18 protein-coding genes, 1 pseudogene and 2 riboswitches are annotated in these 24,881 nt (G+C 69.2%); of the genes and pseudogenes, 7 read left to right on the forward strand and 12 right to left on the reverse strand.

The features are described 5' to 3' along the window. From SAHL_RS06460 to SAHL_RS06490, 7 genes are all read right to left on the reverse strand, one after another. Positions 1 to 1,492: GAF domain-containing protein (locus SAHL_RS06460; protein WP_123590589.1), on the reverse strand; the 1,492-nt coding region annotated here is incomplete at its 3' end. A 701-nt stretch (positions 1,493 to 2,193) separates the two neighbouring features. After that, the gene (locus SAHL_RS06465) at positions 2,194 to 3,708 is read right to left on the reverse strand and encodes a VWA domain-containing protein (RefSeq protein WP_123590590.1); all 1,515 of its coding nucleotides are present in this window, start codon (positions 3,706 to 3,708) and stop codon (positions 2,194 to 2,196) included. A 6-nt stretch (positions 3,709 to 3,714) separates the two neighbouring features. Beyond that, on the reverse strand, positions 3,715 to 4,674 hold the full coding sequence (locus tag SAHL_RS06470; RefSeq protein ID WP_245968417.1) for an AAA family ATPase: 960 nt from the start codon (positions 4,672 to 4,674) through the stop codon (positions 3,715 to 3,717). A gap of 124 nt (positions 4,675 to 4,798) precedes the next feature. Beyond that, positions 4,799 to 5,785, reverse strand: a complete 987-nt coding sequence (locus tag SAHL_RS06475) for an aldo/keto reductase (RefSeq protein WP_123590591.1) — start codon at positions 5,783 to 5,785, stop codon at positions 4,799 to 4,801. A gap of 173 nt (positions 5,786 to 5,958) precedes the next feature. After that, positions 5,959 to 7,434: a PepSY domain-containing protein gene (locus SAHL_RS06480; protein ID WP_123590592.1), complete on the reverse strand. Its 1,476-nt coding sequence runs from the start codon at positions 7,432 to 7,434 to the stop codon at positions 5,959 to 5,961. Further along, positions 7,434 to 9,401 (reverse strand): TonB-dependent receptor plug domain-containing protein, encoded by a 1,968-nt coding sequence (locus SAHL_RS06485; protein ID WP_123590593.1) that lies wholly within the window; start codon positions 9,399 to 9,401, stop codon positions 7,434 to 7,436. The genes SAHL_RS06480 and SAHL_RS06485 overlap by 1 nt, the downstream gene beginning before the upstream one ends. 133 nt (positions 9,402 to 9,534) lie before the next feature. Further along, a riboswitch (cobalamin riboswitch) is annotated at positions 9,535 to 9,733 on the reverse strand. A 242-nt stretch (positions 9,734 to 9,975) separates the two neighbouring features. After that, a complete protein-coding gene (locus tag SAHL_RS06490) occupies positions 9,976 to 10,422 on the reverse strand; it encodes a carboxymuconolactone decarboxylase family protein (RefSeq protein ID WP_123590594.1) in 447 nt (148 codons plus the stop codon). An 89-nt stretch (positions 10,423 to 10,511) separates the two neighbouring features. On the opposite strand from SAHL_RS06490, the pseudogene SAHL_RS18510 reads away from it, so the two are divergent. The 6 genes and pseudogenes from SAHL_RS18510 to SAHL_RS06520 form a co-directional block, all read left to right on the forward strand. Next, positions 10,512 to 10,700, forward strand: a pseudogene (locus SAHL_RS18510) (LysR family transcriptional regulator); the annotation flags it as partial. 119 nt (positions 10,701 to 10,819) lie between these two features. Next, positions 10,820 to 11,260 (forward strand): LysR family substrate-binding domain-containing protein, encoded by a 441-nt coding sequence (locus SAHL_RS06500; RefSeq protein WP_184947432.1) that lies wholly within the window; start codon positions 10,820 to 10,822, stop codon positions 11,258 to 11,260. A gap of 119 nt (positions 11,261 to 11,379) precedes the next feature. Continuing rightward, a complete protein-coding gene (locus SAHL_RS06505; protein WP_123590596.1) occupies positions 11,380 to 12,102 on the forward strand; it encodes an MBL fold metallo-hydrolase in 723 nt (240 codons plus the stop codon). Next, complete coding sequence (locus SAHL_RS06510; RefSeq protein WP_123590597.1) at positions 12,099 to 12,722, forward strand: hypothetical protein; 624 nt, start codon at positions 12,099 to 12,101, stop codon at positions 12,720 to 12,722. Before SAHL_RS06505 ends, SAHL_RS06510 begins: the two co-directional genes overlap by 4 nt. A gap of 377 nt (positions 12,723 to 13,099) precedes the next feature. Then, positions 13,100 to 13,894 carry a class I SAM-dependent methyltransferase gene (locus SAHL_RS06515; RefSeq protein ID WP_184947434.1) on the forward strand — a complete coding sequence of 265 codons (795 nt, stop codon included), beginning with the start codon at positions 13,100 to 13,102 and terminating at the stop codon, positions 13,892 to 13,894. A 564-nt stretch (positions 13,895 to 14,458) separates the two neighbouring features. Then, positions 14,459 to 15,187, forward strand: a complete 729-nt coding sequence (locus SAHL_RS06520; protein WP_123590599.1) for a PEP-CTERM sorting domain-containing protein — start codon at positions 14,459 to 14,461, stop codon at positions 15,185 to 15,187. A gap of 922 nt (positions 15,188 to 16,109) precedes the next feature. Here the strand turns inward: SAHL_RS06520 and SAHL_RS06525 are convergent. Further along, positions 16,110 to 18,569 carry a hypothetical protein gene (locus SAHL_RS06525; RefSeq protein ID WP_148045505.1) on the reverse strand — a complete coding sequence of 820 codons (2,460 nt, stop codon included), beginning with the start codon at positions 18,567 to 18,569 and terminating at the stop codon, positions 16,110 to 16,112. Between the two features lie 94 nt (positions 18,570 to 18,663). Next, a riboswitch (cyclic di-GMP riboswitch) is annotated at positions 18,664 to 18,755 on the reverse strand. Positions 18,756 to 18,989: 234 nt separating this feature from the next. On the opposite strand from SAHL_RS06525, the gene SAHL_RS06530 reads away from it, so the two are divergent. Further along, positions 18,990 to 19,799, forward strand: coding sequence for a PEP-CTERM sorting domain-containing protein (locus SAHL_RS06530; protein WP_148045506.1), 810 nt, complete (start codon positions 18,990 to 18,992; stop codon positions 19,797 to 19,799). A gap of 78 nt (positions 19,800 to 19,877) precedes the next feature. On the opposite strand, the gene SAHL_RS06535 is transcribed toward SAHL_RS06530, so the two are convergent. The 4 genes from SAHL_RS06535 to SAHL_RS06550 form a co-directional block, all read right to left on the reverse strand. Next, positions 19,878 to 21,077, reverse strand: coding sequence for a CynX/NimT family MFS transporter (locus SAHL_RS06535; RefSeq protein ID WP_123590602.1), 1,200 nt, complete (start codon positions 21,075 to 21,077; stop codon positions 19,878 to 19,880). Between the two features lie 131 nt (positions 21,078 to 21,208). Then, positions 21,209 to 22,108, reverse strand: coding sequence for a ketopantoate reductase family protein (locus SAHL_RS06540; protein WP_123590603.1), 900 nt, complete (start codon positions 22,106 to 22,108; stop codon positions 21,209 to 21,211). A gap of 109 nt (positions 22,109 to 22,217) precedes the next feature. Continuing rightward, entirely contained in the window at positions 22,218 to 23,324 is a 1,107-nt protein-coding gene (locus tag SAHL_RS06545) for a hypothetical protein (RefSeq protein WP_148045507.1), read from the reverse strand. Between the two features lie 248 nt (positions 23,325 to 23,572). Beyond that, positions 23,573 to 24,793 (reverse strand): saccharopine dehydrogenase family protein, encoded by a 1,221-nt coding sequence (locus tag SAHL_RS06550; protein ID WP_123590605.1) that lies wholly within the window; start codon positions 24,791 to 24,793, stop codon positions 23,573 to 23,575. Between the last annotated feature and the right edge of the window lie 88 nt (positions 24,794 to 24,881).

Below are 24,881 nucleotides of genomic sequence, written 5' to 3' on the forward strand. Positions count from 1 at the left end.
CCTGCTGGAGCAGACAATCGCCGGCTTCATGGCCCAGCGAGTCGTTGATGGTCTTGAAGCGATCGAGGTCGATGAACATGAGCGCGAACCGCCGCTCGTGGCGCCGCGCGGTCTTGATGGCCCGTACCAGCGACCGGTTGAACAGCGTGCGGTTGGGGAGCCGGGTGAGTGCGTCGTGGGTGGCCAGGTATTCGATATCCTTCTCGCCCTGCTTGCGTTGGGCGTCGTGTTCGAAGTGCTCCAGCGCGAAGACCAGATTCGCGGCCATGCGCTGCATGAGCGCGACGCTGTCATCATCGAAGTTCTGTTTGCGCGCTGCGGCGATGAACAGAATCCCGATCGACTCCCCGTTCTTGATCAACGGCACTGCAGCCGCCGATCTGATGTCGCGCGCGCTCGCGGTCTCTCGCCAGGCCACGGTGCGGTGGTCTCTCGCGTAGTCGTGGGTGACCTGGGGTTCGCCCGCCCGAAAACAGCGTCCGACCAGACCCAGTCCCTCCGGGCGCCGGGGGTCGATCGAGATGGTGACCCGTTCGATGCGCACGGTCGGCCCGCTGGCACTGGCCGTCACCGCGAGTCGGTCGGAATGGCTCTGCGGCGTAAGCACGCACGCCAGCTTGATGCCGCCGACCGATGTCGCCGCCTCGCAGACCCGCTGGTAAAGATCGGCGGGCGTGGTCGCCCGTAGAATGGCCTCGTTCGTCGCACTCAACGTGGCATACATCCGGCTCATGCGATTGCGCGCCCGCTGCGCCTGCCTTCGCGCGCTGATGTCCTGCACAATGCTCACGATCAGCCAGCGCCCGTCGGCGAACAGCGCACGCCGGCGTACCTCGACGATCGACCGGACGCCGTCGCGTGAACGGCTGCGCATCTCCTTGGCCACATGGCCGCGGCGCACGACCTCGTCGTATTCCCGTTCGAGTTCCTCTCGGCTGAGCATCACCAGCTCGTTGGGCGGGACGTCGAGCAGCACGTCGCGCGCATAGCCGGTGAGTTCACAGGCCATGTCATTGACATAGACGAAGCGCATGGGGGCGCGATCCATGACGAAGATCATGTCCGGCGAGGCATCGATCGCCGCCTGGAACTGACGCAACTCGCGCTGCTGACGGCGCTGGGCGGTCACGTCGCGAGCGAGGCCGCGCCAGCCGTGAAATACGCCGTCGCTACCGAACAGAGGCTCCGCATGGATGCTCAGACAGCGGCGCTCATCGTCGGCCGCGCCGGAGGACCACGACACGATGCGGTCGCAGACGCTGTCGCGTGTCACGGGCTGCGCGACGGGCCAGCCGTCATCGTCGGTCGCTTCCATACCGACCTCGGCGGCGGTGCGCCCGATCCAGGCGGCGGCATCGATTGTCGCCTCGTCCACGGCACGCCCTTCGACGGATACGAAGCGCCCAGCGGCATCCTGGCGCCAGTAGAAATCCGCGATCAGCGACACCAGGCTGCTGATATCCGACAGCGCGCTATCGTCTTGTGCGGACATTGAGCATGCACCCTCTACGATCGCGTGCCGCGATTCTTGTTATAGAGCACGCGGGGATCGCGTATTGCGTGCGCTTTGCACATTATCGGCCGGCCGGTGACCTGCTTTAGTCCGAAGCATCGGCCCGTGGATTCGCCGTCGGTGTCGGACCGCTCGCCTGTGTGGTCATCGGGCGATCCCGTACCCAAGCCGTTGGGCACCGATCGTGGATGCCTTCGACACCGGGGAATCCTGCGGGACGACCGCGTTTCGATACTGCTGTCCTCGATATCGAGTCTCGCGTTCCGCAGCATGATCAGCCCGGCCTTATCCGTGGGCGCCGACAGGTTCCGTTGCATGAGCAAGCCGAGGGCGACACTCGGCGCCGGGGAAGCGCCTCCGCCGGGTTTCCGCGGGCGAGCTCGGCCTTTGACCGGCCGGCGTCGGGGCTGCGACGAAACCGCGCAGCGAAGCGCGGCCCTTCGGCTCGGGCCCTGCATGAGCAATCGACCATGGCTGTGCTGCGGCGTTGCCAGTCTTGCCGCCCACGGTGGGCGGTCTCCAACGCGGCGTTCGCATGAAGTGTTGACAGACCCTGGAGACGCGAATAGCCACAAGCCGCAGCCCGGTGCAGGCGTCGGCGGTCGAGGGGGCGACGGGGCTGTCCCCGGCTTCGCGCGGACGCGGTAGCGGCCGGCGCCTCGTGATCGCGGCGAACGGCCTCAGCCGACCCGCCGGAGCAGATCGGAGACGATGCGCTCGAGCTGGGCGAGCGAGCCGCATTCGCTGACCTGGTGGCAATGCGCGCGATAGCGGCCGATGACCGAGTCGCCGCTGTCCCAGGCCGCGCGCGGTTCCGGATTGAGCCAGATCACACGCCCGCTGCGCGCGCGGATGCGGCGCAGCCGGTCGGTGCGCGGGTCGGCGTCGTTGTTGCGGGCATCGCCGAGGATGAGAACGGTCGAGCGGCGGTCGAGATCGTCCAGGGCCAGCGTTTCGAAGTCGGCCAGGGCCCGGCCGTAGTCCGTCGCACCGTGGCCGTGTTCGGCCAGGGCATGCTGCATCGCCGTATCCGGGTCGTGCTGGCGGAACACGTCGGTGACTTCGCCGAGCCGGGCGCAGAAGACGAAGGCGCGCACTCGCGGCAGGACCGCGCCGAGGCCGTGCAGCAGCGTGAGCATGAAGCGCGCGTGGCGCGCCACCGAGCCGGAGACGTCGCAGACGACGAACAGCCGCGGGCGGTCGATGCGGCGGGATTGCCAGGCGAGCTCGATCAGGGTGCCGTCGTGGCGCATGTTGCGGCGCAGAGTGCGGGGCACGTCCAGCCGACCGCGGCGGGTGACGCGGCGCCGGCGCGAGTGTGCGGCGACGAGCCGGCGCGCCATCCGCGCGATGATCCGCCGCATGTGCGCCTCGTCGCGGCGGGGCACGCTGTCGATGCGGGTGCGGCGCAGCATCCGTTCGCGCAGTTGGCTGCCGTCGGCGTCGGCATGCAGGTTGAATCGGTCCTCGACGTGGTCGCGGACCTGGCGGCGCAGGCGATCGTAGCGGGTCCGCAGTGCCGCGCCCAGGCGGCGCTCGGGCGCGGCGATCGCGGCTTCGCGGGCGGCGATCTCGTCCAGGAGATCGGTCCGGCCCATGTGCTCCAGGATCCGGCGCGTGTACAGCCCCTGTTGGGTGAACACGCGAATGTCCTCGAGCCGCTGGGCGCGTGCCGCGCGCGTGATCGCCAGCGCCAGGGCCGGGCGGTCGTCGGCCATGAGCAGGCGACCGAGCGGCGAGACCGGCGGGGCCATCGTCGTGTTCGGGGCGCGTGCCGCGGCCGGATCGATGGTGCCCTCGCCGCCGGCACTACGCTCGCGATCCGCTTCGGCGCCGCCGGAGCCGCCACCCCCGCCTGCGCCGTTGCCCGCGCTGTCGCCGCGCCCGGCTTCACGGCCATCGCCGTCGTCCGGCGCCGGGATGGCGTCGGGCTGCCGGTCTGCATCGTCGTTGGACCTGGCACGGTCATCGGTGCTGAAGTCCTCGACCCTGAAGAAGCGGTCGAAGCAGTCGTCGAAGGCGTCGCGCTCCGCCCGGCTCTTGGCGAGCACCGCGCCGAGGGCGTCCTTGAAACGCTGCCGGTCGCGCCAGCCCACGAGTTCGGTGGCACGGAAGGCCTCGAGCGTCTCGGCGGTGGATACCCGGACCTCCGCCATGCGCAGGGCGCGCACGAAGCGGATGAGCGTGCCCTCCACCGGGCGTCAGCGGCCGCCGGCCGCTCGCCGCAGCAGGGCCGGCAGCTGCGGCTCGACGCGTTCGATGTCGTCCTGGAACTTGAGGATGACGTTGAGCGTCTCCCGGACCCAGTCGGCGTCGAGCGCGTCGACGTGCAACAGCAACAGCGTGCGCGCCCAGTCGATGGTCTCGCTGATCGCGGGCAGCTTGCGCAGGTCCATCTCGCGCAGGGCCTGGACGAAGGCGACCAGCTCGCCGCGCAGGGCGGCGGGGATCTCCGGCACCCGAGCGCGGATGATCTGCGCCTCCAGCGCGGCGTCGGGGAAGGGAATGTAGAGATGCAGGCAGCGTCGCTTGAGCGCGTCCGAGACCTCGCGCGTGTTGTTGGAGGTCAGAAACACCAGCGGCGGCGGGCCGGCGGCGGCGATGGTGCCGATCTCGGGGAGGGTGACCTGATAGTCGGCGAGCAGCTCCAGCAGAAGCGATTCGAACGCCTCGTCGGCCTTGTCGATCTCGTCGATCAGCAGCACGCTGCCGTCGGGCTCGCGCAGCGCCTGCAGCAGCGGCCGCGGTTCGACGAACGCCTCCGAGAAGAAGATGTCGTCGTGGCGGTGCAGACGCTCAACCGACTCGGCAAGGCCGCGGGCGCCGTCGAGGACGTCGTCGAGCTGTTCCCGGAGCATCTGGATGTATAGCAGCTGCTTGCCGTACTTCCACTCGTACAGCGCCTTGGCCTCGTCCAGGCCCTCGTGGCACTGCAGGCGGATCAGCGGCAGGTCGAGCATGGCCGCGGTGGTCCGGGCCAGCTCGGTCTTGCCGACCCCAGGCGGGCCCTCCACCAGGACGGGTTTTTGCAGCCGCATCGCGAGATGGACCACGGTCGCGATACGGCTGGAGCCGATGTAGGCGTGGCGCTCCAGCGCGGCGCGGACGTGCTCGACCGAGGTCGTGGGATCGGACAGCTTCGGGGCGGGGTTTTCGGTCACGTGGGCTCCGGTGAACACGGGTCGTCCTCGGCGAACCCGTGATCATAGAGGCTCCGGGCGGTCGCGAGCACGGCCGCGGGGGAACGGGCCCGGCCGCCTCGGCCGGGCCCGGGCTCGCGGGCGACTACGCCGGCGTGTGCGCGGACTCGGACAGCAGGCCCTCGCGCTTGAACTCGGCCCAGAGCTCGGCCGGGATCTCGGCGTCGAACAGGGCCCGGTTCTGCGGGATGCGTTCGGGCTTGCTGGCGCCGGGGATGATCGAGCTCACGGCCGGATGGGCGGCGGAGAACTGCATCGCGGCCGCCTTGAGATCGACCCCGTGGCGCTCGCAGATGGCGGCCATGCGATCGCGCGTGCGGGTGATCTCGTCGTCGGCCTTTTCGTACATGTAGTGGTCGCCGCCGGCCAGCAGGCCGGAGCCGAACGGGGCGCCCACGACGACGCCGACGTTGCGCTCGAGACAGCGCGGAAACAGCTCGTCGGCGCCCGCGGTGTTGAGCAGGTGGTACTGCGTCGCGAGCAGGAAGACGTCCGGATCGGCCTCGTCCAGCGCACGCAGGCAGGGCTCGACCGTGTTCACGCCCAGCCCCCAGCCGCGGATGAGGCCTTCCTCGCGCATCTCGGTGAGCGCGACCGCCGCGCCGGACATGGCGGTGTCGAAATGCTCGGTCCATTCGTCGCCCAGCGCGTCCGGCGACAGATCATGGATGTAGACGATGTCCAGATGGCCCACGCCCATGCGCTGCAGGCTGTCGTGCACGCTCTGCTTCGCGCCCTCGTAGGAATAGTCCATGCGGCGCTTGAAGTAGAGCCCGCCCACGAACGGACCGGTGGCCTCGGGTTCGCGTGCCGGTTCGAGCACGCGCCCGACCTTGGTCGAAAGGATGTACTCCGAGCGCGGCTTGCGCGCCAGGAACGAGCCGAAGCGCTGCTCCGACAGGCCGGCGCCGTAGTGCGGCGCGGTGTCGAAATAGCGGATGCCGCTATCCCAGGCGGCGGCCAGTGTCTCGCGGGCGTGGTCGTCGTCGCTGTGGGCGAACATGTCACCCAGCGGCGCGCCGCCGAAGCCCATGCGGTCGAGCGCGGGGCCGGTGTTCTTGAAGTCGCTCATCGTGGCGTTCCTTGGTGTCGATACATAACCAGAGACATGGTGGCCTGGATGCTGTCCATTCAAGAGCCGCGACCGCGCGCCGGACGGCGCCCTCGTCGCGGCCGGGCTGCCCGGCGTCGCGCTGGAGCGCGCGGCTCCCGTCCTTCGGCACCCGGCGTATCGGCATACAGGCGTCAGCCGCGGCGTCGACGTCGTCGTCGCAGCCAGGCCACGGTCAGCCATACGCCGCTGGCGCTGAGTGCGCCGCCGCCGGCCAGCGCGGCCAGCACGATCACGTACCAGCGCGTGCTGCCGGGCGCCAGGGGCGGCAGCGCGAGGCTGTGCAGCCCCTGATACAGCCAGCGCTCCAGTCGCCGGCGGCCGTCGAGGGCGTGCACGACTTCGGCCCGAGCGGGGTCGAAATAGACCCGTACGCCGTCCGCATAGTCCGCCCGATAGACCGGCAGCGGCGGGTCGCGGTCGGCGAGTCGATCACGACGCCGTGGATAGTGATAGGCGTCGTAGGCGGTCAGCCGGTCCAGTTCGGTCAGGGCATGGCCGCCGCGCCGGGCGAGCAGCGCCCGGACCCGGGGTTCGCCCAGGCGCTCGCTCAGCCCGGTGCCGTCCTCGGCCACCCAGGCCGTGGCGCCGTCGGCCGCGGACAGCCGGTAGCCGCTCTCGCCGGCGATGGGTTGCCAGGCGATCTCGCGCAGACGGGCCGGCCGCTCGTGCGCCGCCGCCAGGGCCGCGATCGGCCGCGTCGGCGGTTGCGGGCGCTCGCCGCCGGCGATCCAGCTGCGTGCGCCGTCGTCGAACAACGGCTTCGAGGCCCAGTGAAACGGGTCGAGCGACAGCAGGCCGCTGAACACCCAGGTGAAGGCGAACAGCCCGAAGACCAGGCCGAGGGCGTGGTGCCAGCCGCGCCAGCCCCGCGGACGACGACGATGCAGGCGCCGCCACTGCAGCGCGCCGAGGGCCAGGCCGGTCAGGCACAGCACCGCGCCGACGCCGGCCAGCCCCATGACGAGCTGCCGCCAGAGGCCGTCGAGATGACGCAGCCGGGTCGGGTAGAGCCAGTGAACGACCGGCCCGGCGTAGCCCCACAGCCGCGCCGCGCGGTCGGCCCGGTGCACGAGTTCGCCGGTGCGCTCGGACAGATAGACCACGCTGCCGGCCTCATCCGCGAGCGCGACGCGCCAGAGCGGTCGGAACGGCGACAGCCGGCCGGCGAAGGTCCACTGGTCCGGCCGCGTCAGCCGCGTGGCCTCGGTCGCCGCCGCGCCGGTGAGCCGCCGGGCGCGCTGTCGGGCGGAGGCCCGCTCGAGCGCGGGCACGGGCGCGCCGGTGTCGGCGTAGACGCTGCGCCACGGGCCGCCCTCGGTGCGCAGATGCAGGCGCGGGCGGTCGCCGGTCCGGGTGACGCGAATGGCGCTCGGCGGCCCGGGCAGATCCAGTGTTCGCGCCGCGCTCGCGGGCGCGGCCCGGAGTGTCTCGATCCGCAGGTCGGCCAGCGCGGCGCGACGCGGGCCGTCGCCGTAGTGCGGATAGCCGTGGAAGACCATCACCACGCCGGAGGCGAACCAGGCCAGCATCATCAGACTGAGGCCGATGCCCAGCCAGCGATGCAGGACGATCAGCACCGGCTGCCACCGGCGTGCCTGGGGCGCCATCAGAAGGTGTAGCTGTAGATCAGCTGGGCGTTTCGCGGCACGCCGAGCCAGTCGTAGCGGAACGTGTCGCCGTCGGGACGCGTGTCCTGCGCGACGCGGGTCGCGTAGCGCCGGTCGGTCAGATTCTCGAGGCGCAGCGTCACGCGGTGCGCGCCGTCATCGCCGAATCGCTGGTAGGTGCTGGCATCGAAGAGGGTGTAGTCGCCGAACGAGCGGTCGCCGTAATCGGCGAGCTGTTCGGTGTTCTCGCCGACGTGGCGCACGCTCAGGCGGGCGCCGCGCATTCGCCGGTCGCTGTCCCAGGCCAGGCTCGACTTGGCCACCCATTCGGGGATGCCGGGAATCTGGCCGTCACCGTCGAGGGTCTGCGAATCCGCATACGTGGCGCTGATGTCGAACTGCCAGCCGGTCGTGCCGCCGAGCTCGAGTGCGCCCTGGGCGCCGCGTACGCGCACGCCTTCGTCGGCGTTGCGGAAGGTGCCCTCCTCGACGGTGATGAGATGGTCGATCTCGCGGTGGAAGCCGCCGAGCTTCCAGTGCACGCCCGGCCGCGGGTCGCCGACGAGTGCCGCGCGCACGTTGCGGCTCTCCTCGGGCCCGAGATCCGGGTTGCCGGCGGGGAAGGCCGGGTCGATCACGAACAGCTGGTAGGCACTCGGCAGGATGAAGTTGGTGCCGGCGGAGGCCTTGAGGCGCAGGCCTTCGGCCAGCGGCTGGTCGAGGCTGGCGTTCCAGATCGTGTGTTCGCCGCCGAAATCCGAATGGTTGTAGCGGGCGCCGAGCGCGATCCGGGTCTCGGGCGAGAAGGCCAGGACCGGCCGGAACTGGGCGAAGCCGGCGTGCACGGTCTCCTCTTGCTCGTCGATTCGGAGGACATAGTCCCGGCCGGCGTATGACTGGAGGTCGTAGCCCAGCAGAAGCTCGCTGCCGCCCGGTGCGATGTAGCGTCCGGCCAGGTTGGCGCCGTAGTCGTCGTAGCCCCACTCCTCGCGGTCGTTGATGACGTTCCGCGAGCCGTCGTCGTCGAGGCCGATCTGGGTGTAGTCGGTCCACCACGAATGCCAGTAGCCCTTGGCGTAGTAGCTGAAGCGGTCCGAGAGGCGCTGATCCCACTTGATCGAGGCGATGACCTCGTCGCGGTCGTTGAGCGAGTGGTGGTTGTTCACCGGCTTGGCGTTGTCCGCCGCGGCGTCGTTGTAGAGCGCGAGTACGCGCAGCGAACTGTCGGCCATGGGCGAGGCGCTGTACTTGGCGCCGATGCTCTGGCGCTTGAAGCCGCGGTCCTGGCGCCGCGCATTGGCCTGATAGGCGTCCCGCTCGAACGGCTCGTAGCCGTCGGATTCGTCATAGGCGCCGAAGACCAGCCACTCGCCCAGCGGGCCCGGGCCGGTGACGTGACCCGCCGCGCGGCGGTCGCCCAGCGTGCCGGTGCCCAGGCGCAGCTCGCCGCCGCGTTCGGCCTTCGGCTTGCGCAGGACGATGTTGACGACGCCCGCCACGGCCTGCGTGCCGTAGAACAGCCCCTGACCGCCCCGCAGCACCTCGATGTGGTCGATCATCTGGGTGGTGATCGAGTCCAGCGGCGTGGTCGAGCCATACAGGCGGTTGTTGATACGCACGCCGTCGACCAGCCAGAGCACGTCCTGGGTGCGCGAACCGTCGAGCGAGGCGTCGACGTAGCTGCCCCGGCCGGCGCGCGGCGCCACGAAAAGCCCGGGGGCCAGGCGCTCCAGCGCCTGCGCCACGTCGCTCATGCCGGTGTCCTCGAGGGTCCGGCCTTTGATGACCTCGCGCTCGGCGCCGTAGGCCGCGAGCTCGGCGGGCAGCGTCTCCTCGATGGCGGAACCCTCGACCTCGATGCCGCCGAGGGCGTCGGGTGAGGGGGTGTCGACGCCTGCAGCGAGGACGGGTCCGCAGGCGGACAGCAGCAGCGCGCGGGACAGCGCGCGTTCGGGTCGATGAAACATCGGGTCTCCATGCACAAAAAATTCGTGATGGAGCCTCACGTCGTAAACGAGACCGGCACGACAGGGTCGCCCCGTTGGGCAGGTTGGCTGTCGAGTCCGATGACCTTGAACGCGAAGGCTCGGTGACAGGCGCCGTTGCGCCTGACTCCAACCGGGTATTCGGACTCGGGGGTACGCCGGTGCGTGACCGGCCTGGCCTTCGATCGCGGCTTCCCATCCGGTGCGGACAGTGCCGTGATGCGATCGTCGTGCCCCCATACCGCTGCGCGTCAGTCCCGGAATCTCACCGGGTTCCCCGTATCGCTCGAGCGAGTTGGATTGGAGCGGGAGGTAAGCTACGCCAGCCTCGGGCCCGGGTCAAAACCGTGCCCGTCCTGCAACGACGGGCCGCCGGCGACGCGACGACCGTGGCCGTCCGGCGGTCTGGCGCGTATTGCAGGGCACGATTCGCGGTCTCGGACGCGTTGTTCACATGAAGTGCCGTCCGGCGCCGGCCTCGCGGTGAGGCGTTCGGCGTGTCGGCCCCGCTTCGGCGGGCCCCGCCCCGGGGCCGGCGCCCGCCGGGGCGCTCGTGTCAGCTGCGATCGACGCCGGTCAGCGGCAGCAGGTCGCGTTCCGCAAAGACCTTGCGCGCGGCAGCGACGCCGTTCAGCGCCGCGGGAAAGCCCGCGTAGACGGCCATCTGGAGAATGATGTCGATGATCGCCTGGGGCGTGCAGCCGACGTTGAGCGCCCCGCCGATGTGGACCTCGAGCTGGGGCGCGGCGTGGCCGCTGGCGGTGAGGGCGGCGATCGTGGCGAGCTCGCGCGTGGCGTGGTCCAGCCCGGGCCGGGCGAAGACGTCGCCGTAGGCGAAATCCAGGATCCACTCGCCGAGCTCGGGCGCGATGTCGGCCAGCGAGTCGATGACGGCGGCGCCGGAGGCGCCGGTTATGGCCGCGAGTGCGGCGGTGCCGCGGGCGCGGCGTGTGGCCTCGGTCACGCCTGTGGCGGGGTCGTTGTCGGGATGTCGATTCGTCATGGGATGCTCGGTTGAACAGGGGACGAACGCGATACTGGCCGCGGACCCGTGTCTGATCCAATATCGAATAATCGCGCTACGATGCCTTCATGGAATCGTTCGGATTCGATCTTGCGCATCTGCGGGCATTCGTCGCCGTCTTCGAGGCGGGCCACTTCGGCCGTGCGGCCGGAACGCTGCATCTGGCCCAGCCCGCCTTGTCCAAGCGGATTGCGGTACTCGAGCGCCAGTTGGGCGTCGGCCTGTTCGAGCGCGGATCGCGCGGGGTCCGGCCGACCCCCGCTGCGCGGGTGCTGTATCCGAAGGCCACGGATCTGCTGACGCGCTTCGGCGACGCGATTGCGGTGACGCGAGCGGCCGGTGCGGGTCGGGCCGGCCGGCTGCGCATCTGGATGTGGTGTTCGTTCTGTTCGCCCCGCCCGACCCGGCGCTGCATGCGCTGGCACTGGATACGGAGCCCGTCCGGGTGCTGCTGCCCGACGACCACCCGCTGGCGGCGATCGAGCCCCTGGCGCTGAGTGCCCTCGCCGAGGCCGACTGGATCCTGTTTCCGCGCGACCTGAATCCGCATTTCCACGATCTGTTGATCGCAGCCTGCGACAGGGCGGGGTTTTCGCCCCGGGTCGTGGCCGAGGTCTCGCCGCGCCAGAACGCCGTCGCGCGAGTGGCCGCGGGTGAGGGCGTGACCTTTCTCTCAGCGGGGCTGGCGCATCTGGCGATGCCCGGGACCGTGCATCGCGCGCTGGCGCCGCCGGCCCCCGAAATCCCGTTCTACAGGGTGACGGCCGCGGGCCGGCGGGCCGTGCCGGAGGCGATCCTGGATGCGCTGGCGGGATGAGCCCGGGATCCGGGCGGTCGGGACGGCCCGCCGGCTCGAGCGCGCCCGGCGCCGTCCCGGCAAACCTTCTATCATCCTGATCGGCGGGCGGGGTGGCCCGCGCAATCCTCGGGGGGACGATGGAACTGTCCGTGTGCTGTCTGGGAACCGGGCGCGGGGCGACCGCGGTCTGGGAGGGCGAGCCCAGCAGCGCCGTCGCGCTGCTGTTCGACGGGCGCCCGGTGCTGCTCGTGGATGTCGGCTTCGGCGTGGTGCGGGCGTGCCGGCACTGGTTGGGCACGGTGCCGGACACGATCCTGGTCACCCACAATCACAGTGACCACGCCGCGGAGCTGCCGGTGGTGCTGCCGCTGGCCGCGGCGGCCGGCCGCCGGCCGCGCGTGATCGGCGCGCCGGCGGTGGTCGAGCGGCTGCAGCGGCATCGGCTGCACGAACTGCGCAGCACCGGCCGGCCGCTGGCGGATTTCTGCGAACTGGTCGCGGCCGACGGCCCGGTGACGCTCGCGGAGGGGCTGACGATCACCCTGCTGCGGGCGCGCCACAGCGAGCCGAGCTGCGGCTTCATGCTGTGGGACGGGGACCGGCCGCTGCTCGCCTACGGCGGGGATTCGGCCTTCTCGACGGCCTACTACGCGCGCCTGTTCGAGGCGCCCACGGTGATTCTCGATGCCCGTGCCACGGGCAACGCCGAGCACGCCGGCTTCGGCGCGGTGGCCGCCTACATCGCGGCCTATCCCGACACGGTGGTCCGGATCACCGGTTACGGCACGCGCGCCCAGGCCCCGGCGGGGCTGGCGGCTTTCGCCCCCGGCGACCGGTTGTCGCTGGGCACTGGGCCGTGAGCAGCGTCGCGCTCGTCGAGCGTTTCATCGTGCTCTGCTTCTGGCTGTCGCCCTATCGCTGGGTGGACGCGCTGCTGGAGGCCGGCGAGAGCGCGAACCAGCGCCGCGGCCGCGACACCGCGGGTCTGCGGGCCGCGCGGTACGCGCTTTCCGAGCTCTACATCGTGGCCTGGCTGGTACTCGGCGTCGGCCTGTGGCTGGCGCAGGCGAGTCTGCCGGCGTGGCTGATCTGGCCGGCGCTGCTGCGGGTCTTCGGCATTCTGGACAAGGAGCTGGGCGTGATCCTGTTCGGCCGCTGCAAGATCACCGCGGGCCGGCAGGTCGCCGCAACCGGCCGGACGATCGTGCTGGCGCTGGAGAACTACGCCGCGGCGGCGTTTCTGATGGCGTTCGTGCATACCAAGGCCGGCCGCTTCGGCGAGGCGGCGACCGGGCTGGCGCCGGGCGATGCGCTGATCCAGTCGCTGTCGATCCAGTTTTCGTTGACGCCCGCGTTCACGCCGGCCGACGGGATCGGCTGGGCGCTGGTCCTGTATCAGAGCGGATTCGCCTTTCTATTCAGCCTGATCGTGATCTCGTTGTTCGTCTCGCTGCTGGAGTTCGGTGCGAGCCGGCACTGACGACCACGCGCAGGCGTTCGGGCCCGGCTGTGCAATCCCGGGCCGGTTGCGTACCCTTGAGGCATGCTGACTCCGCCATAGCACCCGATCACTCCGCCGGCGCCCGTGCCTAAAGCCACGGCGCGCGGGCGATGCGTGGCGGCGGCCGGTCCCCTGTCAGCGTCTCGTCATCCGGTCCTGTTTGCGCCGCGGCCTTGCTTATGCCGCCGGCGACCGGAATTCCGGGTAACGACTGCATTCGGCGCTCGTCGCCTCCGACGGATGCCCCGCCACTTTCTCTGTTCAGCGCCTGCCGCGCCGCGTGTACCGGCGATGGCCGTGCAGCGGTCGCCCGGCACGACGTGCCCGGTGCTTCCAGCCTTCGAGTGGATGAGACGATGCCCGAGACCGACCGACGCCGAGACGCCACGCTGGCCCCCGTGAAGGCCACCTACGAGACCTGGGGGCGCGAGGATCCGTTCTATGCGGTGCTCACCTCCAAGCGGCGTCGCGGCAATCAGTGGGACCCCGAGGTCTTCTTCGATCGCGGTCGCCGGGAAGTCGACGACGTTATCGACTACGTCGACGGCCTGTCGCTGCGCCCGGGGACGGCGCGGGCTCTGGATTTCGGCTGCGGCGTCGGGCGGCTCACGTTCGCGCTGGCCGACCGTTTCGACGAAGTCGTCGGCGTGGACATCGCCGAATCCATGGTCGACTGCGCGCGCCGGTGGAACGATCGGGGCGAGCGCGTTCGGTTCGTGGCCAACGCGCGGGCGGATTTATCCCTGTTCGCGGACGACAGTTTCGACTTCGTCTACAGCAGCATCACTCTGCAACATGTTCCGCCGGAGGCGGCGGCGAACTATGTGCGCGAATTCTTCCGGGTACTCCGGCCGGACGGCGTGGCCGTGTTCCAGATGCCGAACGGCCCGCGGATCGAGCCGGGTAGTCTGCGCTGGCGGGCCTACAACCTGCGCCGCCGCGTATTCCGCCGCTGGTGGAAACGTCTGCGCGGAATCCCCGCCTACGAGATGCACTGGATCGCGCGCTCGCGCATGACCGAAGTCGTCGATGACGGGGGTGGCGAACTCGTCGACGTGCAGGACCTGAGCGGTGGCCGATCGAGCAATCTGCGCTACTGCGCGGTCGTGCGGATGGGCGTCAAGACCTGCCTGGTCGTGATTCTTCTCTGATCGCCCGGCCCGCCGGCCGCGATCCGCTCCGGTTTCGGTGCTCTGGGGGGCGGGCGCAGTCACCGTATGGCGCGCCAAGGCGGCGGCGCTTGCCTCCGGCGATGCCGCCGTTCCGGCGCGTTCTGCAGTTGCCATCGACAGATCGACGCCGTGCTGCGGCCCGTGGGCCATGCCGTGACGCGTATCGCCGCGGCACGCGATCGGGTGTAAGAGAAACCGACACCAAATAGAGATTCGCCGGGAGGCGCGGCCGCGATGTCCGAGTTGCGGCAACCCCTTGCGGCTCAAGATGTTTCCGAAAGTGCGGAATGCTCGGTTTCGCGTCCGCCGGCTCGCGGGGCGGTCGCGGCGAGGCCCTGGGCCGGGAAAGTGTCGGAAAAGAATGCACTGGCGTGGCGTTTAGGCCCAAGCCTTTTGAAAATACATTATGAAATCATGGGACTTCGCTCATGGCACACAAGTTGCTGTGATGCAGGCGTGAACCGAGATGTGCAGGTCGCATCTCACACACACAACGGAAGAAGGACCTGACTGTTTCTATGCCTTGATAACCGGGTGAAAGCCATGAAAGTCAAAAATATTCTGCTTGGAAGCGCGCTCGTCGCGCTGGCGACTGCCGGGGGTACGGCCCTGGCTGCTCCGACGATCAACTTCGACAATGCCGGCGCCAACGGCGGCACCGTAAGCTACGACGGTGACGGCGGTGTGCTCACCGGCTCGGACATCGTTTTCACCAGTATCAGCTTCAGCGGCGGCACCGCGCCGGCCGAGAGTTCGCTGACATGCGGCGGCTGTATGCTGAACTTCACCACCGGCAACAACATTATCGAGGGCGACGAGACGAGCGACTACCAGTTCGGCGCCGGCGGCACATTCGTGCTTACGGGCGACGCGCTGGATTCCTCGAACACGGTAATCGCCGACGGTATCCTGCTCACCGGCGAATTCACCGGTCGGCCGACGGCCGCGCCGCAGAACGTCGATCCGAGCACGCCCCCGGGTTCGGTCAACGTCACGGGTTTCGGTCTCGACACCAAGCATGAGGAACTGCTGGCGTACTTCGGCATCGATCCGGATACGTCTTTCATCTTCTCGTCCACCAACATCGCGCTTGGCACGACGAGCTTCGACATGGACACCGGCGCCTTCGAGGGCACGGTGAACAACGCCGATATCGTCAACAGCGGCACGCCGCCGGTGGCCGTGCCGGAGCCGGGTGAAATCGGCCTTCTGGGCTTCGGTCTCGCCCTGCTGCTGACGGGCATCGGCCTGCGCCGCAGTCGCTCGGTCTGAGCGCCGACAGCAACGTGGCGTTCTAGGCGGGTACGGCGTACAAGCCGGACTCTGCTGCCACGGCTCTTCACGGCACCGTTCGGGATTCCGGACGGTGCCGTTTTTCGTTCGGGCTTCCGACGCGCTGGACGGCGCAGACCGTTGCGTGTTGGACAGCGGCCACGCCGCCACGACCCTGCGAACGCGTCGAAACGCGCCCCTCGTACGGCGACGGCGCCTGCGAGATCCTTGCTACGGGTGACCCGCGGCCGACACGGCCCACTCCTGCAATCCGGTGCCTTGAACCATTCGCGCGGGGCGTCTGCAACGACCGTCCCGCTTAGTAGATGATAGCGGCCGGATCTCTCGATGATTTCCGCCCGCCGACTGCTTGGCAGTGCGCGGTCCGAAGCGGTCGGTCGGAATCGCGGCTTCTGGATCCCGGGCCGGCGAGTCGTCCTCGGCGGGGAGTAGCCTTACGGCATGTCGTGTGGGTCTGGGCAGGCCGGCACCCGCTGCGGCTTGGTGGCCTGCGCCGGACAGCCGGCGGCGGTGTGGGCGCGGTTTCGAAGCTGAAACGGCGGCAGTCGGAACGCTAGGGCGGGCGACACATGCCCCGTGGGGAACTGCCGAGTGCATCGATGGCGTTTACTGCGGCGCGCGGCCTCGATGGCTCGCGTTGCGATGGCATGAGGCGTTCGAATTCGCGAAACGCTTCACGATACGTCGAGACCGGGTGCCCGGGTGCTTGAAGAGGGGGCCGCGCCGCGGCCGATACGGCAATCGACAGTCGCGATGGTTGACGGGAGATACGGTGATGCTTCCGCACCGGGCGCTCATCCATGGCAGCCGGATGTGGCCGGCAGGCCGCCGTCATCGGCAGTCAATCACCGGTACGTAGGAGGCCCTCCGCGCACTCGCAGAGGGCCTTGTCCTTATCAACTCAGCGTGAGCGGGGTACGACCGCGAAGTTCGGCTGGTTGTCGTAGTTCGGCTTGACCTCGCGGTCCTCGAAGATCCGCCACGCGGCAGCGGCGTCGGGGTGGTCGCTGTCGACGGCCATGGCCAGACCGGGCTGCATGTTGGCGGGGAAGCCGGTCGTGGAGTTGGCATAACCGACCATCTCGCCCGTCTGGTAACTCGTACCTTCCATGTTGCCCATGCGCAGACGCATTCGGGCACTGTTGCAGCGCGTGCCGACCAGCTCGGGAAAGTTGGCGGCGTAGGCTTCCTCGAGGCTGTCGTAGTCGTCCGCGCCGCGATTTGGACGGATCTGCAACGAGTAGGTGGAAGCCTCGAGCCAGCAATATCCCTCGGTCGGGTCGTCCTGCCAACCCGTCATGCGTTCGATCTGGAAATCGGCGAGCCAGCCGACCAGTTTGTCGGCCCCGGGCATGCGCTGTTCGGCGGCGTGCCCGGCCGCCCAGGTGAAGAAATCCGCCTGCCAGGGGGCGATACCGACACGCTCCCGACCATCGCTCGGATAGATTACGGCGCCATAGTTGTTGATCACGTGCAGGGGGCTGCGGTCGCTGTCCACGAACGTGTCGTTGTAGTCGTCCAGGACGTGGTCGACGATTTGGGTGAAGTAGGACTTCATCGGATCGTCGTCCGGGGTCGCGAACGCCGCGTCCGAGAAACTGCGCAGCGACCAGGCCTGCCCGCGGACCTGACTCTGAGCACCGCGCAGGGTGCCCTTCTTGTAGTCCCGGTATTCCGGATTCGCCCAGAGCTGCACGTAGGAGGCGATGAACTGCATTTCCTCGAGATAATAGAAATCGCCCGTGACGAGATAGGGCACATAGCCCGTCGACGGATGGTGCGAGATGTCGAATTCATAGGGATTGTTGCAATCGCCCTGGCAGCCGGGCAGCAGATCGCGTTGATAATCGGAGCCGGCGCGCTGCGCGTAGCTACGATTGGCGATCGTGACGTAGGGGTGACGCGTGATCTCCAGCGGGCGTCCCGTTTCGCGGTCGCGGTAGTGGACGCCGTAGCTGCCTATGGCATCGTCGTTGGCCAGCATCCAGCGGAACGCACGTCGGTCGCCGGAGACGGCATAGGCCGAGGTCCAGCGAGGGAGCGGGCCGATCGCCGCCTGTGCCCCGGTGGTGGGCATGTAATCGGTCTGGTCACCGTTGTTCATCGGCGCCACCGACTGGCGCACGGAGTTGAGCAGTCCGCTGGTCGGCTCGACATCGGCGTACTGCGAGATCGCGCCCGTGGATTGCAGGTAGTCGGTGTCGATGCGGGCGTACAGGCCCGGATCGTCGTTCCACCACAGCACCCGATGCCAGCGTGCTTGCCGGTAGTGCTTGAGGCCGTTGTTGCGATACTCCTCGTCGCCGACTTCGAGGGTGACGTTGTACTGGGCGTTGCGTGTCTCGTCCGGATAGGCCCAGTTGTTCTCGACCACGGTATCGACACGGGCCCGCTCGATCTCGCCGTTGTCGTCGGCGTAGGCGCGGATGTGGAAATAGGCCGCGAGCCTGGACGACTCGCCGCCGGCGCCTTCCAGCGGACCGCCGACGATCCATTCCGAAACCTGCGGCCCGGACAGCCATTGCTTGCACTGCCGGCCCCAGTCCGAGCAGCCGCCCGACGATGCAGTGATATCGTTGAGCAGATCGCGCGCGTCGACGGTGTAGCGCGTGCCGCGGGCCTTGATCTCGATCCGGGCGTTGAAATCGCTCGCGAGCAGGGCGTCGATGCGCAGCGGCGAGCCGGCGCCGTCCTCGTCGCCCTCGACCCGCGCCAGATCAATGCGCGTGTCATTGCCCGACGGCGCCACTCGAGTGGAGATTACGGCGTGACGCAGCGAACCGTCGTCCCAGCGCGCCTTGGCGTCGACCTGTGTCGGCAGCAGACGATCGTCCACCCGGGCGTGGATCGAGTCGTTCTCGGGCACGGCGCCCCGGGCGAAGACCTGCCCGAAGGTCAGCGGTGCGGCGCCGCCGTTCGACTGGCCGCTGCGGATGGCCCGTACGGAGACCACCGTGTCGCCGACGTCGCCGGGGTCGGTGTCGCTCGTTGGCGGGGTCTGTTCGTTGTCATCGTCCGGGTCGCTGTTTTCGCCGTCGCTCCCGTCCGTATCCTGATCGGAATCGCCCTGATCCGAGTCGTCCTGATCGCCTGTATCGCCGTCATCCCCGGCGTTGGTACCGTACTCGCCGGAGGTGCCATAACCGGTGATTTCGGGGGTCCCGGCGTCCGGTGAGGCACCGTCGGAGCCGGAGGAATAGCCGTCCGAACTGGCCGCATAACCGTCGGAGCTCGCCGATGAGGCGTTCGATCCGCCGGTTCCGGCGGCGGAATAAGAGGGGGCGGCCGAAGCCGGGGCGAGCGCCGAACCGGCGGCCACAAGGCCGCCGATAAGCCACCACCGAAACATTGCTCCACGCATGGGCTGTCCGTCCGTTTGTTGCAGAAAGAGTGATGTGCAGTACGCCGCTGTCTTCGCCGGTCGGAAAGGCGGACAGCGGGCACCGAAATGCGGATGAGGCAACCCGGCCGTCATGACGCTGGGTTACAGCGTGTTAGACCCGTGGTTTTGCGCGGCCGTCTTTCGACGGCGATGCCCTTGGTCTGCTGTGCGAAACTAAGAACTACTTTCGACCCTGTCAAATACGTCTGCACAGCCCAGTCGATGGTGGACGATAGGTTGGCGATCGTCCATGTGCATGTCGCCTGTCGGGAAATATTACGCAAGTCGTCGCCCGCCAGACTGTTGCTTGAATATAGTATATTTAAAACAGGTAGTTGCGATCTTGGTCCCGATCTTGCTCTCGCTCGCGTTACAACATCCTACTAGTAGAGTTAGTCAATGATTCCCAATGCGCTCCCCGCTCTGGCTTCGCATCGACGTGGTTGGCTTCGGTGTGGCGCATCGCTGCTGCTGGCAGTCGTCGCGATCTCCGCCCAAGCGGCGGTGATCCCGGCCGGTGCGGACACCTTCGGCGCCGATGCCTCGCGTATCGATTTCGACGAAGTGCCTCTGGGTACCGCCAATCCGATCTACACTCCGGCCGATGGGGCGGCGAACCGCGGCAGCGTGAGCTTCGGGGGCTACTTCAGCGGTCAATCGCTCGGCAACGTGGCCGAATGCGGCGCCAGCACCGCCTGCGTCAGCGGCACACCGAATGCCGGCCTGAGCTTGGACCTGCAGTCGTCGTCCACGGTGACCGTCACCGACAGTGCGAGCAGCAACAACCCGGTGCTCACCGGCCTGCCCCTGTTCAACGGTCCGATCTCCATACTCTTCGGGGCCGACCAGGCCGGCATCGGCCTGTCCGTTGGCTTCATCAACGCCATCGGCGCCGAGCGCCTCACTGCTTTCGACCGCGAGGGCAACGTGCTGGGCTCGATCACCAACGATGCTCTCGGCTACTCCGTGCTGGCACTGGTGACCGATGACGGCAGCAACGATATCGCCGGTGTGCAGCTGACCGCCACCCTCGCGGCCGAGGGCTTCGCGCTCGAGAACATGCTGTTCGGTCAGCGGGATCAGCTGCTGAATCTGCCGTCGCCGGGTGATGGTGACGGCGTGGACGTGGCCGAGCCGTATTCACTCGGCCTGTTCGTGCTGATGGGGGGCCTGGTGGCGCTGATCGCCCTGCGCCGCCGCCGGGTCTAGGCTGCGCCGGCGGACGTCCTGCGCGAGAACCCCCGGCCGGCAGCTGATGCCGGCCGGGGGTTCGACTTCTGGCACCGCCTAGGCCGCGTCCCTATGGCCCACCCAGGCGCGGCGGCCCGCGCCGAGCCCCAGGATCATCGAAGCCGCGGCGATCAGGCACAGGGCCACGCCCACCGCCCCCCAGCCGCCGAAGGCCTCGTGTAGCAGCCCGACCAGCAGCGGGCCGGCGGCTGCAAGCACATAACCCACCCCCTGCGCCATGGCCGACAGGTCCGCGGCGGTGTCGGCATCGCGTGCGCGCACGGCGATCAGCGTCAGGCCCATGGCGAAGCTGCCACCCTGGCCGAGCCCGAGGATGGCGATCCACAGCCAGATGCTTGCCAGCGGCGCGAAAATGCAGCCGGCCACGCCGATCATCACCAGCGCCATCACGCCCGCGCTGACCGCGCGCTGATCGCGCATGCGGGCGCCGAGCGCCGGCGCGGCGAGTGCCGATATCAGCTGAACCAGGATGGAACAGGACAGCGCCAGTCCGGCGGTGACCGGCGCCAGCCCCCGGTCGGCCAGAATCGTGGGCAGCCAGCCGAACACGCTGTAGGCCAGCGCGGACTGGCTGCCCATGAACAGCGTGACCTGCCAGGCCAGCGGATCCCGCATCAGACGGGTGCGCGGTCCGGCGTCGCGGGTGGCTGCTGCCGGCGCCCGGGGCTGCAGCCCCCAGATCACCGCGGCGGCGAGCGCCGGTGTCAGCCAGAGCGCCAGCGCGCCGCGCCAGGCCTCGCCGAGGATCAGCCGGAGCGGTTCGGTCGCGCCCGCGGCGGTCGCTGCGCCCAGGCAAAGCGTCATCGTGTAAAGCCCGGTCATGGCGCTGACGCGCTCTGGAAAATCCCGCTTGACCAGCCCGGGCAGCAGCACCCCGAGCACGCCGATGCAGCCGCCGGCCAGCGCGGTGCCCGCGAACAGGCCCGGCGTGCCGGTATAGGGACGCACCAGCAGCGCCAGCGCCAGCACGAGCAGGGCGGCGAGCACCGCGCGTTCCGAACCGAGGCGGCGCGCGGCCCGTGGCGCAACGGGTGCGGCGAGGCCGAGACAGAGCACCGGCAGCGTGGTCAGCAGCCCCAGCATCACCGGTGACAGCGCCAGACTGTCGCCGATGCGCTGCAGCACCGGCGATACACTCGTAAGCGCCGGCCGCAGATTGAGTGCGACCAGCAACAGCGCGACCAGCGTCAGGCCGAGCCGTCGGCGATCGCGGTCCTCGGGTGATGCGGTGGCCATGCCGTGTCTCTCTCGTGGTGGCGGTACGGGCGCCGGTACCGCGTGCGGGCGCGCATTGTCGACAGTCGCCGAGTGGCGGGCAAGCGTGCTGCAGGAGTGCCGGCCCGAACTGGGGCCTGCGTGGGCTGGGTCTACCTTTGGCGTATTCGACCACTCTGTCGACGCACGGCCTCGGCGATCGCCGCATGCGCGGGCAGGGCCAGCCCGCAGGTATCGGCCTGTCGCAGAAGCCAGCCGTTGATGGCCTCGATCTCGGTGGCGGCGCCGCGCGCCATGTCCGCCCGCATCGACGAGGTGTTGTCGGCAGTGGCGCGGGCGATGGCCTGCACGCCGGCCAGCGAGTCGCCCGGCCAGGTCGGATCGATGCGAGCGAGCAGGCGATCGGCCTCCGCGGCCAGTGCCGCCGCGTGTTCGGCGAGAGGCGTCTCGGTGAGCAGCGCGCCGTTGGGCACGTCGTGGAGCGCGGTCAGTGGATTGATGACGGCGTTGGCGACCAGCTTGCGCCATTGTCGATGCCGGATGTGCGCTGTCCACTGCAGTCCGGGCCAGTGTTCGGACAGCCCCGCGAACCAGCCCGGGCGTGCCGCCGGGCCGCCCATCCAGGTCTCGTTGTCGGCTACGATCTCGTGCCGGTCACGCTGGCCCTTCACCGCGGCCGTGGTCACGGCCTCGATCAGGCAGGCACCGGCGGGCAAGCGGCCGTCGAGCGTGCCGACGCCGTTCTGGAGGCGGATCACGGTCGCGTCGGCGGCCAGGAGACAGCGGGCCAACGCGGTCTCGGTGAACGGCGTCTTGCAGGCGACGACGACATGCGACAGCGGCGCGCTCAGCGCGGCGGGCGAGGCGACGGGCAGCCGCAGGCGCGTTTCGTCACCGCTGTCGGCGTCGATCAGGCGCGCGTTCACGATAGGCGCATCCGTCGCGCGCACCACGCTCACACGATGGCCGGCCGAGAGCAGATGGCCGGCCGCCCAGGTGCCGATATGGCCCGCGCCCAGAAGATGCCAGTGGGGTGGAGTGATTCCGTTCATGCCGAGGCGCAGCGTATACGAGAATCCGCGGGCCGGCCGATCGTGGCGACAACCGCGATTCGCCGGCCGAGGCCGCCGTCAAGGGCAGCGCCGGGTTGAGATCCGGCGCTCAGGTCATCGCCGCGAGCCGCCGGTCGGGGCTCGTGTGGGCGCTGCGGCGGGCCACCGCCTGCAGGGTCGCCAGCCAGACCAGCGGGATCATCTCGATGAACACGCGATGCTCCACGATCCGGCCCACCACCAGGGCGGATAGGGCCAGCGGCAGCGCGAAGCCCAGCAGGGCCAGCGCCAGATGCCGGTCGAGATAGTGCCGGCAGAGAAACAGCGGTATGCACAGCCCGGCCGCGAACCGGGCGATGAAGGTCATCAGGTACAGCGGGTTGCTCAGGGTGGCGAGATTGCCGAGCAGATGCAGCTCGTACTGGGAGTCGCCCACCTGAATCATGGCGATCGGGTTGATGTTGATCGCGAACAGCCATTGCAGCGGCATCTGGATCGCCGTGAACATCGCCGCCTGGGCCGCCATCAGCAGCAGCCAGTCGCGAATGCCGAGCACCCGCCAGAACAACAGGGCGGAGAACGGCAGCATGAACAGCGTGGTTTCGCGGTTGAGGGTGGCCACCGCGAACAGGGCCAGATAGCCGATGAAACCGCCGATGTCCGGCCGGCGCGCGAGCCGTATCAGCAGCATCGCCATGGCCAGCGTGAACACCGCGGCCGGGACGTCGTACACGTAATAATAGATGTCGCGCGTTTCCCATGTGCCGACATCGAGTACGCCGTCGTCGAGCGCAAATGTCCGGGTGAGCTCGATGTCCGGCATGATCAGATGCAGCAGCATCGGCACCACGACGGTCAGGGCGAGCAGGCGGCGGGCCGGCGGCGTACGGCCGATGTCGAACATCGCTAGCGCCCGGTCCGCGAGTTGGATCAGGGCGATCCAGAAGCCGAACTGGAGCAGACCGAAGAGCAGTTTTTCGCCCACGGGGGCCAGGCGCTGGATCTCGCCGACCAGCGACGGCAGCAGCACCCGATGCTGGAACGGCTCGATCGCCCAGAAATTCACCAGCTGATGAAAGCTGGCGAGGTCGAACGGCCGCGTGGCGGTCAGATGCAGACAGGTCATGAACAGCGCCACCAGCAGGGTGGCGACGCTCAGCGCGCGGCGCTCGCTCTGCGCGGGTGTGTCGCTTCGAAGAGAAGGAAGGCAAGACATGAATCCCCCTGGGCCCGCGGCGTCGTGGCCATCGGCTCGGCCGCCGGCATGTCGGTTGCCGCGAGCGCCGCCGATGCCCGTTTCGCCACGGCGGTCATGGCAGGCCTGCAGCCTGAGTCGATCCCGTTGGAAAACGCGCGCCGCGGAGAGTTCCGCAGGGCGCGGCTCGTCCCGGCGCGCTGCCGCGACCTCGCTACGGAAGCCTCAGGGCGCAGGCGGCCCCGGCCCGTGTTTGACGGGCGCCGGCGTCAGGTCAGTGCTTCGAAGTGCAGGCCCGCCTTGTTCTCGAGACGCTCGACCAGGGTGTCGCCGAAGATCGTGGCCGGCGTCCAGAAACCGCCGGCGGTGGCGGTGTCGATGTCGCGGGCCAGACACACGGCGGCTTCGCCGAGCATCTTCGAGGTGGAGCCGTAGCCGGGATCGCGATCGCCCACGACCTTGATCGCCAGTTTCTCGCCGGCCTCGGTCTCGCCGAAGAAACGGATGTCGTAGAAGCCGTTTTCCTGCGCCTGTGCCGAGGGGCCCTCGCCGGGCCCGGGCAGCACGAAGCGCTCCAGCAGACGGCGGGTGGGTGCGAGCGCGACGCCGGCCATGAAGCCGCCCAGGGCAGCGGTCAGGGCGTATGCACGCAGCCGGCCGCGGGCGCCGCGGCCCATCATCTGGGCCTCGTCGTAGCGAAAATCCGCGCCGTAGGCCTGCTTCGACAGGGCGTTGCTGCGCTGGACCACACGCGTGTTGATGGCGGCCATGACGAACGGCGCGACCCAGGCGCCGGCATCGGTATCGAACGTCGGGCCCTTGACGTCAGGCTGGCGTGTCGCCGGCCGGTATGTCGCCGGGCAGAGCGCGTAGGGATCGGCCAGCGCGCGGCGCAGGTCCGGGTCGGCGCGCATCTCGCGGGCAACGTTGACCAGGCTGGCGACGGTGCCGCCGGAAAAAGTGCCGCGCATGGCCTTGACCCGCATCTTCACCCGCGTGCAGGGCGCGCCGAAGCGCTGTTGCGCGGTGCGCTGAAGATAGTGCACGCCGAGGTCGGAGGGCAGCGAGTCGAAGCCGCAGCAGTGCACGATGCGGGCGCCGCTTTCCGCAGCGGCCGCCTCGTAGCGCTCGATCATGCGCCGGATCCACTGCACCTCGCCGGTGAGGTCGCAGTAGTCCGTGCCGGTCTCGGCACAGATCCGCACCAGCGTCTCGCCGTAGAGGGCGTAGGGGCCGACGGTGGACACAACCACCCGCGCGCGCTCGCACAGCGCTTCGAGCGCGGCCGGATCGGCGGCGTCGGCCACGATCAGCGGCACATCGTCGCCGGCACCGATCTCGTCGCGCACCGATTCCAGCCGGCTGCGCGAGCGGCCGGCCATGGCCCAGTCCAGGTCGTCGCCGTACCGATCCGCGAGATAGGCGCAGGTCAGGCGGCCGACGAAACTGGTCGCGCCGAAGACCACGACCTCGTGCTGCGTTGTCTCCATGAGAGCGTCCCCGAGTCGATTGAGGTGCCCAATCTACTAGACTCGGGGCACGCCGCGGCAGGCGCTTGGCCGCGAACAGCGCCTCGCG

The sequence above is a fragment of the Salinisphaera orenii subsp. halophila YIM 95161 genome (assembly GCF_003732545.1).
Lineage (GTDB): Bacteria > Pseudomonadota > Gammaproteobacteria > Nevskiales > Salinisphaeraceae > Salinisphaera > Salinisphaera orenii_A.

Excerpts from the sequence above, each read along its gene's own strand:
- SAHL_RS06540 (WP_123590603.1), bottom strand. The coding sequence starts at position 22,108 with ATGAACGGAATCACTCCACCCCACTGGCATCTTCTGGGCGCGGGCCAT.
- SAHL_RS06490 (WP_123590594.1), bottom strand. The coding sequence starts at position 10,422 with ATGACGAATCGACATCCCGACAACGACCCCGCCACAGGCGTGACCGAG.
- SAHL_RS06545 (WP_148045507.1), bottom strand. The coding sequence starts at position 23,324 with ATGTCTTGCCTTCCTTCTCTTCGAAGCGACACACCCGCGCAGAGCGAG.
- SAHL_RS06515 (WP_184947434.1), top strand. The coding sequence starts at position 13,100 with ATGCCCGAGACCGACCGACGCCGAGACGCCACGCTGGCCCCCGTGAAG.
- SAHL_RS06505 (WP_123590596.1), top strand. The coding sequence starts at position 11,380 with ATGGAACTGTCCGTGTGCTGTCTGGGAACCGGGCGCGGGGCGACCGCG.
- SAHL_RS06475 (WP_123590591.1), bottom strand. The coding sequence starts at position 5,785 with ATGAGCGACTTCAAGAACACCGGCCCCGCGCTCGACCGCATGGGCTTC.
- SAHL_RS06535 (WP_123590602.1), bottom strand. The coding sequence starts at position 21,077 with ATGGCCACCGCATCACCCGAGGACCGCGATCGCCGACGGCTCGGCCTG.
- SAHL_RS06550 (WP_123590605.1), bottom strand. The coding sequence starts at position 24,793 with ATGGAGACAACGCAGCACGAGGTCGTGGTCTTCGGCGCGACCAGTTTC.
- SAHL_RS06530 (WP_148045506.1), top strand. The coding sequence starts at position 18,990 with ATGATTCCCAATGCGCTCCCCGCTCTGGCTTCGCATCGACGTGGTTGG.
- SAHL_RS06520 (WP_123590599.1), top strand. The coding sequence starts at position 14,459 with ATGAAAGTCAAAAATATTCTGCTTGGAAGCGCGCTCGTCGCGCTGGCG.
- SAHL_RS06485 (WP_123590593.1), bottom strand. The coding sequence starts at position 9,401 with ATGTTTCATCGACCCGAACGCGCGCTGTCCCGCGCGCTGCTGCTGTCC.
- SAHL_RS06525 (WP_148045505.1), bottom strand. The coding sequence starts at position 18,569 with ATGCGTGGAGCAATGTTTCGGTGGTGGCTTATCGGCGGCCTTGTGGCC.
- SAHL_RS06480 (WP_123590592.1), bottom strand. The coding sequence starts at position 7,434 with ATGGCGCCCCAGGCACGCCGGTGGCAGCCGGTGCTGATCGTCCTGCAT.